The organism is Ammoniphilus oxalaticus (assembly GCF_003609605.1).
Taxonomy (GTDB): domain Bacteria; phylum Bacillota; class Bacilli; order Aneurinibacillales; family RAOX-1; genus Ammoniphilus; species Ammoniphilus oxalaticus.
Genome location: NZ_MCHY01000008.1, coordinates 225802 through 238354, shown reverse-complemented (window position 1 = coordinate 238354; position 12553 = coordinate 225802). Strand labels below are relative to the sequence as shown.

General features: G+C 42.7%; 16 protein-coding genes. 3 read left to right on the top strand and 13 right to left on the bottom strand.

The features are described from left to right. Positions 1-121 precede the first annotated feature (121 nt). Positions 122-760, bottom strand: coding sequence for a helix-hairpin-helix domain-containing protein (locus BEP19_RS07375; RefSeq protein WP_120189206.1), 639 nt, complete (start codon positions 758-760; stop codon positions 122-124). A gap of 116 nt (positions 761-876) precedes the next feature. Between BEP19_RS07375 and BEP19_RS07370 the strand changes: the two genes are divergently transcribed. The 3 genes from BEP19_RS07370 (at position 877) to yyaC (ending at position 2736) form a co-directional block, all read left to right on the top strand. Beyond that, entirely contained in the window at positions 877-1131 is a 255-nt protein-coding gene (locus BEP19_RS07370) for a DUF2533 family protein (protein WP_120189205.1), read from the top strand. A gap of 124 nt (positions 1132-1255) precedes the next feature. After that, a complete protein-coding gene (gene comER, locus BEP19_RS07365; protein ID WP_211329340.1) occupies positions 1256-2083 on the top strand; it encodes a late competence protein ComER in 828 nt (275 codons plus the stop codon). Positions 2084-2199: 116 nt separating this feature from the next. Then, positions 2200-2736, top strand: a complete 537-nt coding sequence (gene yyaC / locus BEP19_RS07360) for a spore protease YyaC (protein ID WP_170145302.1) — start codon at positions 2200-2202, stop codon at positions 2734-2736. Between the two features lie 26 nt (positions 2737-2762). Here yyaC and BEP19_RS07355 read toward each other — a convergent pair whose 3' ends face one another. From BEP19_RS07355 to BEP19_RS07300, 12 genes are all read right to left on the bottom strand, one after another. Further along, positions 2763-3509 carry a class I SAM-dependent DNA methyltransferase gene (locus tag BEP19_RS07355; protein ID WP_245983420.1) on the bottom strand — a complete coding sequence of 249 codons (747 nt, stop codon included), beginning with the start codon at positions 3507-3509 and terminating at the stop codon, positions 2763-2765. After that, positions 3499-3834: a ribosome silencing factor gene (gene rsfS / locus BEP19_RS07350; RefSeq protein ID WP_120189201.1), complete on the bottom strand. Its 336-nt coding sequence runs from the start codon at positions 3832-3834 to the stop codon at positions 3499-3501. The genes BEP19_RS07355 and rsfS overlap by 11 nt, the downstream gene beginning before the upstream one ends. Positions 3835-3911: 77 nt before the next feature. Beyond that, positions 3912-4508 (bottom strand): bis(5'-nucleosyl)-tetraphosphatase (symmetrical) YqeK, encoded by a 597-nt coding sequence (gene yqeK / locus BEP19_RS07345; protein WP_120189200.1) that lies wholly within the window; start codon positions 4506-4508, stop codon positions 3912-3914. After that, positions 4498-5073 (bottom strand): nicotinate-nucleotide adenylyltransferase, encoded by a 576-nt coding sequence (locus BEP19_RS07340; protein WP_120189199.1) that lies wholly within the window; start codon positions 5071-5073, stop codon positions 4498-4500. Before BEP19_RS07340 ends, yqeK begins: the two co-directional genes overlap by 11 nt. Positions 5074-5075: 2 nt before the next feature. After that, on the bottom strand, positions 5076-5369 hold the full coding sequence (yhbY, locus tag BEP19_RS07335; RefSeq protein WP_120189198.1) for a ribosome assembly RNA-binding protein YhbY: 294 nt from the start codon (positions 5367-5369) through the stop codon (positions 5076-5078). Then, entirely contained in the window at positions 5281-6198 is a 918-nt protein-coding gene (locus BEP19_RS17385; RefSeq protein ID WP_147393777.1) for a hypothetical protein, read from the bottom strand. The genes yhbY and BEP19_RS17385 overlap by 89 nt, the downstream gene beginning before the upstream one ends. A gap of 75 nt (positions 6199-6273) precedes the next feature. Continuing rightward, on the bottom strand, positions 6274-7113 hold the full coding sequence (gene aroE / locus BEP19_RS07330; RefSeq protein ID WP_120189197.1) for a shikimate dehydrogenase: 840 nt from the start codon (positions 7111-7113) through the stop codon (positions 6274-6276). A 32-nt stretch (positions 7114-7145) separates the two neighbouring features. Beyond that, on the bottom strand, positions 7146-8255 hold the full coding sequence (gene yqeH, locus BEP19_RS07325; RefSeq protein ID WP_120189960.1) for a ribosome biogenesis GTPase YqeH: 1110 nt from the start codon (positions 8253-8255) through the stop codon (positions 7146-7148). A gap of 10 nt (positions 8256-8265) precedes the next feature. After that, positions 8266-8787 (bottom strand): YqeG family HAD IIIA-type phosphatase, encoded by a 522-nt coding sequence (locus BEP19_RS07320; RefSeq protein WP_170145301.1) that lies wholly within the window; start codon positions 8785-8787, stop codon positions 8266-8268. Between the two features lie 241 nt (positions 8788-9028). Then, complete coding sequence (locus tag BEP19_RS07315; protein ID WP_120189195.1) at positions 9029-9445, bottom strand: Fur family transcriptional regulator; 417 nt, start codon at positions 9443-9445, stop codon at positions 9029-9031. Between the two features lie 654 nt (positions 9446-10099). Further along, positions 10100-10327: a hypothetical protein gene (locus BEP19_RS07305; RefSeq protein ID WP_120189193.1), complete on the bottom strand. Its 228-nt coding sequence runs from the start codon at positions 10325-10327 to the stop codon at positions 10100-10102. Positions 10328-10342: 15 nt separating this feature from the next. Beyond that, positions 10343-11950 (bottom strand): L-lactate permease, encoded by a 1608-nt coding sequence (locus tag BEP19_RS07300; RefSeq protein WP_120189192.1) that lies wholly within the window; start codon positions 11948-11950, stop codon positions 10343-10345. Positions 11951-12553: the final 603 nt, after the last annotated feature.

Here is a 12553-nt window from a genome sequence, read left to right as displayed (position 1 = left end):
CTCACTCCTCATCATAAATTGACTTTTCTGAATAAAATCACTACTTTAATACTATTCTTCTTGATGATAACGTTTCAAATTCAATTCTGTCAATTAACTTGTACTGAAAAAGGCGGAATTATTAATCAACAGCAACCAAATCCCGTAATTTCTCAAAAGTCTTTTGACCAATCCCCGAAATCTCCATTAAATCTTCTTTTCGTTTAAAGGGTCCATGTTCCTCACGGTAAGCGATAATTGCCGCTGCTCGAGCAGGTCCAATACCTGGCAATTGCGTTAGTTGACCTTCATCCGCTCGATTAATTGAAATTAAGGCGCGATCCGCGCTCCCCGCTCCAGTTATTACACGCGCTGGAAACTCCGCCTCTGACTCGCCTACATAAGGAATATAAATCATCTGGCCATCCTGGATACGTTCCGCTAAATTAATGACCCTCTGTTCGGCGTTTTCAGCAAATCCACCAGCCAGTTGAACCGCATCGATCATCCTAGATTCAGCCGCAAGTTGATACACGCCTTGCTTAACTACCGCTCCTTTCAGGTCAATCCAAACGATTTCTTCCGCCGATTTCGGCTCATTCGGTTGAGAGCCATCCTCTGTTAAATCTGCCGATTCCGTAGGATAAGCTGAAAAGGCCACTGCGCCCTGCGGGCGATTGGCTTCACTAATAAAATAGGCAGCCACACTTCCCATCAATACGATAAAAACAAGAACGAAAACGATCAGTTTTTTCTCCCTGCTCGTCCATTCAAATTTCATGAGCAACCTCCTTGTCACGGAAAGACAGAGCCGATAGATTGCTTGTCTTCTATGACGGGTTTCTTTATAATTAAGGAAATTAAAAGAATAATCTAGCTCAGCGGGGGATTGTAATCATGGGTGTTCATCTTGAAATTTCTAAAAATGTTAAGTCGATTCGACAGATTATTGGGGAATACAAACGATTAGATGGGTTAAGAGAGAGGGAAATTGAGGAAGCAATTCAGCGGGCAAAACAAAAAGAAACGTTTTCGGTCGAGTCCATTAATCGAGTGACAGAAGCGTTGAATCAATATGCCGCGACACATCATCTCCCTTTAAGAAAACAGGTTACGGTTGACATGATAAATGAAATTTGTCACCAAGCTTAGTATAGCTTAACCGATAGCCAGGCAGCAATTATTTCTTTTAAATCAAGAGGTCAATTTTTACGTATGGAACTCCCTTCTCATTCATAGACATTACTTATAGCTTAGTGACGGAGGGAGTCAAATGATGAAAGTCGGCTTTATCGGAACAGGGAGTATGGGGAGTATCCTAGTAGACGCTTTTCTTACTGCTAAAACCCTAACACCTGATCAAATTATTGTAAGTAACCGAACGAGGGAAAAAGCTCTATTATTGAGCGATCGTTTCCCAGGACTGACTGTCGCGGAAACGAACATTCAAACCGTTCAGATGAGCGAAATCATCTTTCTATGTGTAAAACCGCTCGAATTCAAACGTGTTATCGACGATGTTTCACCTCATCTCGGCTCGAATAAAATCGTTATATCAATTACCAGTCCAATTCTAATTGAAGATTTAGAAAAGCAAATGCCTTGTAAGATTGCCAAGGTGATTCCAAGTATCACAAACTCAGTGGCAGCTGGAGCCTCCTTATTAATGTTCGGCAACAGATGCGGAAAAGCGGATCGCATTAAAGTCCGAAATTTGTTTGAGCAGATCAGCCGTCCCTTGGAGATTGAGGAGTCGAAGGTTAGGGTGTCCTCTGATATTGTGAGTTGCGGACCGGCTTTCATAAGCTATTTACTGCAACGGTTTATTCATGCAGCCGTTGAGGAAACGGGCATAAGTAACGAGGAAGCGACCTTCTTGACAACTGAAATGGTTATCGGTCTCGCAGCCCTCCTCTCAAGAGGACCATTTGATCTACCAACACTTCAGCAACGGGTATGCGTCCCAGGTGGCGTGACAGGAGCAGGAATTTTGGCTTTGGAGCAAATCGGTGATGTTTTTAATCATATGTATAAAAATACGCAAAAGAGATATGACGAGGACTTAAAAGACGTATCCGATATGTTTTATGGGACTAATCACTGAGCCGTTATCCCTACAGGGATTTGGCTCTTTTTTATTTTATTAAAGAACAGATAATTCCGCGGTTACCCATATACCCACTTCCTCTTTTCTGCATAGATTATAGGAGGTGATTGAGAGTGTCCCTGTTATTACAAATATCACATAAAGACAAACAGGCTGTATCCCAAATATCTACTGGAATTAAGAAAAGAATGAAGAACGAAAAATCATTTTCAGATATTGTGCTTTTTTGTATTGGAACGGATCGGTGTACTGGAGATTCACTTGGACCTCTAGTCGGGATGTTCTTACAACAAGCAAATGTACCTGATATTCAAGTGTGGGGAACGTTGGAAAGGCCAATCCATGCTCTTAACCTAAAAGATGCCCTCTACCGACTTAGCCTTATGTCCAACCCCTTGGTGATCTCTGTTGATGCTAGTTTGGGAATAACAAGTTGCGTCGGGGACATCCAGTTGGTTGACGGTCCGCTGCGGCCCGGTATGGGAGTCCGTAAAATATTGCCTCCTGTCGGTCACTTTCATATTAAAGGGATCGTTAACACGAGTGGGATTTTAGATGCGATGGTATTGTTAAATACCCGCTTGTTTACAGTGATGCAAATGGCAAAAGTGATTTCCCAATCGGTTATATTAGCCGTAAAAAAGAAATAGCCCCTTGTCATGAGCAAGAGGCTATTTCACATTGGTCTTTGGCAAGAGAAAAACAACCTCTCGCTTGTTGGAACGGGCGGCATGTTTGTTAAATCAGCGTGACAGTGAATATTCGCAAACCCGACTTCCTCTAACCAGGTTCGCAATTGCTGTTCCGAATAACCGCGTTGTAGATGCGTTTCCTCAAACCGCCTATAAAGTTCTCCCTCACGCGCAAAAAAGGTAAGGAAATGGGTAACCAGATTCTCTTCCTCAGCTTGACAGTCCCAAACATAGACAAGATCATCTTCAATCCAGTGAAACGATTGATCGGCAAACAGGTCCTTAATCTTATAAAGCGAATGAACATCAAATAAAAACACGCCGCCTGGCTTAAGCGAGCGGTACACGCCTTCAAAGGTCTGAAAAACAGCTTGCGGATCTGTAATATAATTTAAAGAATCACAAAAGCAAATAATACTATCCATTGGTTCAGGAGATCTTAATTCAACCATGTCTTGTTGGTACAATTGCAGTCGAACGCCTTCACCACGCCCTTTTTCCTCCGCGATGGTCAACATTTCTTCAGACAGATCAATCCCAGTTACCTGATAACCCCTCTTGGCTAAAAGGACGGAGATCGAGCCCGTTCCGCACGCCAAATCCATCACTTTTTTAGGGGTGAGTTGAAACTGCATCCACTCTGATTCCGCGAAACGAACCCACTCTTCATATGGAGCATCAGCCATAAACCGATCATACACTTGAGCGAGCCGCGTATAGCTAACCGACAATGCTGGCATCTCCCCAAATTCTTTCCAGATTGTAATATTCCCTTTCATCTCTGTGGAATATATGAACAACCACATCGCCTAAGTCAACCAACACCCATCTTGCGGCATCGTATCCGACTATTTTACTAATTTCAATCTCAGACTCCATTAAGTTTTTCCTTAGTTCAGCAGCTAACGCTTGCACCTGTGTTGATGAATTACCGTGACAAATAACGAAGTAATCAGCGATTGTGGAGAGATCTTTGATATCAAGGGTAACAATATTTTCAGCCTTTTTATCTTCCAAAACACCTGCCACTTGTTGCGCGATTTGCAATATATCCATTTTATTTAGTCCTCTCTCTTATACTGATTGCCTAATTTTTCATCTTCAGCCCAATGAAACACGCATGGAACCTTCTTCTATCGATTCACGTCATCGTCGCTCGAACACAATTTAGTGAGTTCATTATAAGTAGCTAGCGTTAGCGGATAAACCTGCTTCTCCCGTTTAACCAAAAAAACAATCGTGTTTGCGAGAGCTTTCAACATCGCTTGATCCAAATTTCGCTCGGCTAAGGCGCGTATTTCCTCCACCCCGGGGAACTGTCGACCTGGCTCAATATAATCTGCTAACCACACCACTTTCTCTATCAGACACATTCCCGGCCTTCCCGATGTGTGATTGGCAATCGCGGCAAGCGTTGCTGAGTCAGTTACCCCAAACGATTCCTTAGCAATGATTGCGCCAACAGGTCCGTGCCAAAGTTCTTTATCATAATTGAGCAAATCAGATGAAAGCTGAGTGTTCGCTTTAATGATTGTCTTCATTCGTTCAGAGTCCCAGTACTTGCAATAATCGTGTAAAATAGCTGCCAACTCAACGCGATTTACGCGATTTGAATCAACACCGTGGATTTTAGCTAATTTAACCGCTGTCTCCGCAACTCTGACAGTATGTTGATAACGATGGTCAGGCAGTTCCTCTTTTACCCTCCGCAACAATTGCTCACGATTCATACAAACCCTGCCCCTTTATGTACATTCTAACTTCTTCAGGGACCATATAGCGAATCGTTTTTCTGTTCCTGATCTTATCTCGTATGATCGTCGATGAAATGTCCATCTGCGGGATGTGAACCATCCGCGTATATTTTGAGTATGGAGAATCGGTCAATTGCGCGCCAGGTCGCTGAACCCCAATAAATTGAATCATTTTGATTAATTCATCGATTCGGTGCCAGTGGGGTAAATAATCAATCATGTCTCCGCCGATAATAAACGAAAATGTATGTTGCGGGTACTTCTGTTTTAGCTCCTCCACCGTTTTAATTGTGTAGGATGGTCCCGGTCTGTCTAACTCAATCGAGATTGCTTTAAAATAAGGAGCCCCTTGGATTGCTAATTTGACCATTTCCAGCCGATCCATTGCGGGAGTCACATGGCGATTGTCCTTATGAGGCGGAATCCGCGAAGGCATGAACCAAATCTCATCTAAATCAGCCTCCTCGCGCGTCTGTTCTGCGATCATGAGGTGAACCAGATGGATCGGATCAAATGTTCCGCCCAAAATTCCAATTTTCATTTTTAATGCGGCAGCTCCAGCTTTTTTTGTTCCTTTGACTCTTTGTACAAGACCACTGTTCGACCGATCAACTGCACGAGTTCAGCATTGGACCCCTCAGCTAAAGACTGGGCGACCTCATTTTTACCTGTTGCGCACGTATCTAAAATCGAAACCTTAATCAGTTCTCTCACTTCAAGCGCTTCCCCCACTTGCTTAATCAAATTGTCATTGACTCCCCCTTTTCCTACTTGAAAAATCGGAGTCAAATGGTGCGCTTCCGAACGTAAAAATCGTTTTTGTTTTCCCGTTAACATAAGATTCTCCTTCCTCCTTTATAATGATGATAGATCCGACGCGGATGGACGGACTCAACCGCGAATTAAGCGGAGTTTCTCCGACTAAATTGGGATTCCGATCAGACACGACGCGGATACACCGACTCAACCGTAATTTAAGCGGAGTTTCTCCGACTAAATTGGGCCTTCGATCAGACACGACGCGGATACACGGACTCAACCGCGAATTAAGCGGAGTTTCTCCGACTAAATTGGGATTCCGATCAGACACGACGCGGATACACCGACTCAACCGTAATTTAAGCGGAGTTTCTCCGACTAAATTGGGCCTTCGATCAGACACGACGCGGATACACGGACTCAACCGCGAATTAAGCGGAGTTTCTCCGACTAAATTGGGATTCCGATCAGACACGACGCGGATACACCGACTCAACCGTAATTTAAGCGGAGTTTCTCCGACTAAATTGGGCCTTCGATCAGACACGACGCGGATACACGGACTCAACCGCGAATTAAGCGGAGTTTCTCCGACTAAATTGGGATTCCGATCAGACACGACGCGGATACACCGACTCAACCGTAATTTAAGCGGAGTTTCTCCGACTAAATTGGGCCTTCGATCAGACACGACGCGGATACACGGACTCAACCGCGAATTAAGCGGAGTTTCTCCGACTAAATTGGGATTCCGATCAGACACGACGCGGATACACCGACTCAACCGTAATTTAAGCGGAGTTTCTCCGACTAAATTGGGCCTTCGATCAGACACGACGCGGATACACCGACTCAACCGCGAATTAAGCGGAGTTTCTCCGACTAAATTGGGATTCCGATCAGACACGACGCGGATACACCGACTCAACCGCGAATTAAGCGGAGTTTCTCTCGGTAAATCATCGCGCTCGACGCGCCCCGATTATCGCCCTAGTTGCTGCTCAACTGTTTTCCTCATTAGCTCCAGGGGCGCTTCATTCTCTGTCCACAATTCAAACGCCAATGCGCCCTGGTGGACAAACATGCCTAAGCCATTGTGTACTTTCGCTCCAATCCCCCGAGCTTGATTTAAAAGTTCCGTATACAACGGGTTGTAAATTAAATCACTGACTAACAAATCAGCATGTAATAAATCCGTTGGAAGCGGTGTCTCCCCCATGTTTGGATACATACCGACCGAACTGGTGTTGATTACGATATCAACTTGTCGCAAATCTTGAACATCTCCTAAGCCAACGGGTTCGGACTGAACATGACGCGACAAATCATCGGCAAGTTCCACAGCGCGTTCAATCGAACGATTCGCAATCGTAATCTGTTTGACCCCTTCTCTCGCAAGCGATACACCAACCGCCCTTGCCGCTCCGCCGGCGCCGACCAATAAAATACGTTTATCGGACAATGTAACCCTTGTCTCTTCCAATAAGGAGTGAACATAACCTCTTCCATCTGTATTATACCCAATTAATTTTCCACCGTCGTTTACAATCGTATTTACAGCTCCGATATCTAAAGCTTCCGCGTCGATTTCATCAAGAAACTTCATCACAGCAACTTTATGCGGGATCGTAACATTAACGCCCCGAATGGATAACGCTCGGATCGCTTCTACGGCGGCGCCAAGTTGCGCATGCTCCACAGCAAATGCCATATACGCGAAATTTAAACCGAGTTGCTGAAATGCGGCATTATGCATATTAGGAGACATCGATTGACTCACTGGATTGCCAAATAGGCCTGTCAACACGGTCTGATTATTCATTTCCGCCTCTCCTCCCTCTCTCTTATCCCAATTTATATGAGCGCATTTCGCAAAATAACAGATACCCCTCTTGGAGCATGGACATCCACACTTGCCCCTACCTCACCGACGGTTATCCAGCCTAGCCCGGAAATAACGATATCCTTTTTTTCACCTGGTCTAATTCTAAATGTTCGTCTCTGTAATGGCGGTAATTTCTTGTGGTTTTCGCCATGCGGCGGCGACAAAATCTTCGAACCGGCATGTGTTTCGAACAGCTCATCAGCCTTTTCCAGTTTTGTTCGATGGATATGCATCCGATTGGATACGTAAACAACGAAAGGTTGGCGTTTTCCGCTTACAAAATCAACGCGAGCCATACCGCCGAGAAACAGCGTTTGCTGATCGTTAAGTTGGAATACTTTCGGATTGATCCTCGTTTCCGGGGATATCAGTTTCAAATCTTCGGGATCAACCATATGAACAATTTGATCCTTATTAATAATGCCCGGCGTGTCAAATAACGAATGACGCTCATCGATTGGAATCTCGATCATATCCAACGTAGTCCCCGGAAATCGCGACGTCGTCAATTCTAATTCGTTTTCTCCATAATGGCGAAGCAAGGTGTTGATCAAAGTCGATTTTCCAACATTTGTAGCCCCAACAATATAAATATCTTCTTGGCGGCGATAGCGAACGATCGCCTCGACTAACTGATCCAGACCCCTTCCTTGTTTCGCGCTGCAAAGCATCACGTCAACAGGTTTTAAGCCCAGTTGTTTTGCTTCATACCTCATCCAATTGACCAATCGGTTCGGATTAATAGCTTGTGGCAGCAGATCGAGCTTGTTGCCAACTAATAAAATAGGATTGTTGCCTACAAAACGATGCAGCCCCGATAGCCAACTACCGTTAAAATCAAAAATATCAACTACTTTAACAACCAACGAATCTGTTGAAGCAATCCCATTTAAAATTTGAACAAAATCGTCATCATCCATCGATACTTGAGCGACTTCATTGTAATGTTTAATCCGAAAGCATCGTTGACAAATAACTTGTTCCTTATCGATCGCGCTGTTTGGAATAAATCCAGGCAACCGCTGATTTTCCGTCTGCAGGGTAACGCCACATCCAGCGCAACTCTTTGTTTCAATGATCTCTGTCATTTTATTTTTCCTCCCAAGTAATCAACCCTTTTTTTCTTAAGCGAGCAAGCGCAATACGTTCTATGCCTCGGTTTATTTTAGTGAAAAAGCCATCGGTTTGAGCAACAGGACTAACCAGAATGGTATAGAGCCCGAGCCGATTCCCGCCTAAAATATCTGTCAACATTTGGTCCCCAATCATCACAATTTGATTAGCGGATACCCCTAGTATGTTCATCGCTTTGTGAAAAGAGGCGCGGCTTGGCTTCTTCGCTCTAGATATGTAAGGAATACCCAACGGTTCCGCAAAAGAAGAGACCCTTGGTTGATTATTGTTAGAGACAACGATCACCTTAAACCCTTCTTCCCTCAATTGTTTCAGCCATTCCAATAGTTCAGGCGTCGCGTCTGGACGATCCCATTCAATCAACGTATTATCCAAATCTGTAATAATTCCCTTAATCCCTTTTTGTTTTAATGCTTGTAAATCTATCTGATAGATGGAAGATACATAAAGATTAGGAAGTAACTTTTTTAAAAGCACAGCCTCACACCATTCAATTTATTAAATTTACTTACTACTCCGAAAGCTATTTATAGTTAAAAAAACTGCAGGCAATAGCCGACAGTTCACTTGGAGCTGAAAAATAACGATTTAGGTTAAATAAGCTATAAAATTCCAACCTCCATTATAGCCCATTCAACCCATTTGGTATACATACCTTTCCTCGAATTCCTACCGCTAAAATCTACAATTGAATGTAAAAAACCAGGCTTAGCCTGGTTTAGATCTCACATGTTTTACAATAACCGTATATTTCAAATTTATGACCCGTAATCACAAAATCATCGCTCGGTTCTACCATTTTCTCTAAAGGACAAGCCTCTAAGTGTTTTGTTTTACCACAGCTTAAACAAATAACATGGTGATGATGTTCATCAGCGCCGCTACATTGAAACCGATACCTGCGTTCTCCGTTTAATTCTGTTTCTTCAATTATACCTAGTTCAGAGAACAATGATAAATTGCGATAGATCGTATCAAAACTCAGACTTGGAAAAGCGTCTTTCATAAAGTCCAGCACTTCCTTAGCCGTCATATATCTTTTTTGTTTGGCAAAAATACGTATCAATTCTTCACGTTTATCCGTAAATTTATAACCCTCTTGTTTAAGCAGATCAATTGCTTTATTTACATTCATGTGAGAATCTCCTCCCAGTTCTCCTAAGACCATTCTAGCAAAGGGTTGTTTGTACGGTCAATTTAACCGAAACATCTCGCGCCGCTCTTGAATATAAAAAATAGCGGTGATCACTCACATGTTTAAAATAAAAAAGAAAACGACCTGTTCTATCAATGATAGAGCAGGTCGTTTCTTCTTTTGATTGGAGCCTCTTTCGTAGGATTGCGCTGACGACGTTCACCCTCTTTACATGGGAGACCAAGCCGATTCCAACCTACTTTTCCAACTTCTAACTATGGATTTGTTTCTTCTGCTAAAGATATTGCCTTTTGATCCGGCAGCTTTTCACAGCAAGCATTGCTTTTATGGGGTAAAAGCTTGGCTACCTTTTGCTGCGGAAATCAATTTCAGTAGGACAGATAAAATACTAAAAATAGATGGGGCTACTTTCAGATCCGACTGCCAAACTGAGGCTTTTTTAGGAGAGTCCGACGCTTTATCAGACTCCCTAGATTTTAAGTTGTAGAAGTTTCACAGACACCAATCCTACGAATGTTCATCCCAATCACGTCTTGTATATACATTGTATACCAAAACACTACATTGGTCAAGCATCACTTTTAATTATTCAGAATTATTTTTCAATTATAGCTAGTAAATAGATCACAACAGCTAGTTCCTTACATAAAGCAATCCTGAGGCCAGAATTGTCATTCCTAGTCCAGCCCACATAAATGTTTCACTTCCGCTGCTTACCGCTAGATACAGAACAACGAAAGCAACCCAAATGAAAATGACGCTCATCAATTTTTGTTGTACAACTCGATCCTTCTTACGCTCCGCGGTCTCTTGAACCGATACTCTTTCTGAAGTTTTTTCTACTACCTCTTGCATACCCATCCTAACGCCTCCTTTTTATACACCCATCCCAATCTTTATTAAAATAAACGCGAGAATACCGACAAGTAATCCTTGCAAAATATTGTATACAACCGTGACTTTCAAAATATCTCCTTCACGTCCCGCTAAACCAGACACACCCGCTCCTAAAGCCGCGTTACCTGGAGAGAACGAGTTAGACAACGATGCTCCCGCTGTTTGCGCAGACAAAATAATCGTTGCTGAAATGCTTAAAACAGTAGCTACTTCATATTGCAATCCTGTGAACAAGATATTTGAAGAAGTACCGGAACTTGTAACAAAGCCGCCCAAAATACCAATGAACGGAGATAACAATGGGAATAACTCTCCAGTAGTCACAGCAATTCCATAGGCGAGATAAGTAGTTAAACCACCGACTGTCATCAAGACCGCCATCATCGTCATTGAAATAATCGTTGCCGTCGAACCTAGAGATTGTCCCAATGTTCGTTTCCAAGCCGCTCGAAATGCCCCTTGCGGCAAGAGACCCTTAGATTTATAGTAAGCAGCTGCGAGCGCGCATGAAATAACAATCAGCGTGCCTGGTGTCGTTAATATTTTTAAAGCTGAATACTTTTCAGCAGACTCTTGCATATAGCCGAACGCTGTGGTCGTTTCTGTGAACGGAAGGCCAAGTTGGAATTGATCTAAATAATTCTTGATCGGTCCGATCAGATAGATCGCAAACACAACGAGAATCAAAATAATGTACGCTGAGAAAGCGTCTACAAAAGATCTACCCGCAATCTCAGGGTCTTCTTCCATCGGCGCCGCGTCTTCAGCGGGACGGTACGCTTTAAACTTAGGTAAAATAAAGCTACCGGCAATCAGTCCAACACCCCCGGCTACGAAACAACCAACGTTAGGTGAAACGAGACAGGTCGCGATTAAAGCGCCGCCCATTACGAATGATAAGAATAGAACAGCAACGGTTCCTTCTTTAAAAGCTCTGAATCCACCGTAATTATGCAAAACACAAAATCCTGTAATAAAACCCCCAAAGGCTATAAACAAAGATCCCCAAAATGCCATCGGAGCAGCTTCAACCGAGCTTAATGAAAGTAACACGGAATAAGAAGAACCTAGAGACCCAAATGTGATTCCCCACGAGTGTCCAAGTAACGTCGTAATTACGGACGTAATTGGACTGAATCCAAGTCCAATTAAAAGCGGGGTCGCTACTGCAACCGGGACTCCAAAACCACATACTCCTTGAATAAACGTTGGGAAAGCCCAACCGAGAATTAATAATTGCAACATCTTGTTACCATTCGTCAACTTTGTAAAAGTAGCGGCAATGACCTTAAAGCTGCCAGTTAAATCGACGATGTTATACATGTACATCGACGCCCAAATAATAAAAAGTACGAATATAGTAGTCCAAAGCCCTTTTGCTGTGCCGTTTGCAACAACTTCAATTCCGCCGCCAAATGTAAAATAAGCTACCGCAACTGCAACTAACCAAGCTATTACACCCGCTCGCGCCCCGCTCATCTTAAAACCCATCATTAAAGTAAGTACGAGAACAACCGGGAGTGCTGCCAATATCCACGTCAGGACCGACAAATCCGGAAGACCGACTTGCGCCATATCAATACCCATAAGTGCCTCCTTACTTTCCCTATAAACATAATGAATAAAGTATTTACCCTTTTAAAAAGATTGAAAAAATTCAAATTACAGGTTTACGCACAAACTTATGTTAACCTTCCCACTAATCTAAACATGTAAAACATTTGACCTCTTTGAAAGATTGAGAAAATTTAAAACAAAAAAATTAATTTTAAAATTAGACTCTCCCTCGAAAGTAAGGGCTTCCAAAATAAACTTTTGTAAAAATTCAGTAATTGTAGGGAGGATCTCTTCAAAAAAGCGTTTTCAAACAGATCTATTTAAAAGACCTGATTTATGAGTAAATGAATTCCGCCTCTCCCCAATTCCAGTTAAATAGTCAAAACACTTGATTTCTCTTAGAAGTTAACCGCCTCCCTTTGTTTCAAATAACCCTAACCCACATTTTCTAATCCGAAAAAATTCATCCAAGCGCAAGGTTCATCAAATGAATTAAAAAGATTATTACGGTGAAAACAATGATTAGGAGTTTGTAAAAATGATATTAACATTTTTTTTTAGAGAAGCCTAGGGAAACCTGTCGACTAATTATGCGAAAATTCGACATTTTCGACCAATTGGGTAATTTCTTTA

Excerpts from the sequence above, each read along its gene's own strand:
- BEP19_RS07375 (WP_120189206.1), bottom strand. The coding sequence starts at position 760 with ATGAAATTTGAATGGACGAGCAGGGAGAAAAAACTGATCGTTTTCGTT.
- BEP19_RS07370 (WP_120189205.1), top strand. The coding sequence starts at position 877 with ATGGGTGTTCATCTTGAAATTTCTAAAAATGTTAAGTCGATTCGACAG.
- comER (WP_211329340.1), top strand. The coding sequence starts at position 1,256 with ATGAAAGTCGGCTTTATCGGAACAGGGAGTATGGGGAGTATCCTAGTA.
- rsfS (WP_120189201.1), bottom strand. The coding sequence starts at position 3,834 with ATGGATATATTGCAAATCGCGCAACAAGTGGCAGGTGTTTTGGAAGAT.
- yqeK (WP_120189200.1), bottom strand. The coding sequence starts at position 4,508 with ATGAATCGTGAGCAATTGTTGCGGAGGGTAAAAGAGGAACTGCCTGAC.
- BEP19_RS07340 (WP_120189199.1), bottom strand. The coding sequence starts at position 5,073 with ATGAAAATTGGAATTTTGGGCGGAACATTTGATCCGATCCATCTGGTT.
- yhbY (WP_120189198.1), bottom strand. The coding sequence starts at position 5,369 with ATGTTAACGGGAAAACAAAAACGATTTTTACGTTCGGAAGCGCACCAT.
- aroE (WP_120189197.1), bottom strand. The coding sequence starts at position 7,113 with ATGAATAATCAGACCGTGTTGACAGGCCTATTTGGCAATCCAGTGAGT.
- BEP19_RS07315 (WP_120189195.1), bottom strand. The coding sequence starts at position 9,445 with ATGAATGTAAATAAAGCAATTGATCTGCTTAAACAAGAGGGTTATAAA.
- BEP19_RS07305 (WP_120189193.1), bottom strand. The coding sequence starts at position 10,327 with ATGGGTATGCAAGAGGTAGTAGAAAAAACTTCAGAAAGAGTATCGGTT.
- BEP19_RS07300 (WP_120189192.1), bottom strand. The coding sequence starts at position 11,950 with ATGGGTATTGATATGGCGCAAGTCGGTCTTCCGGATTTGTCGGTCCTG.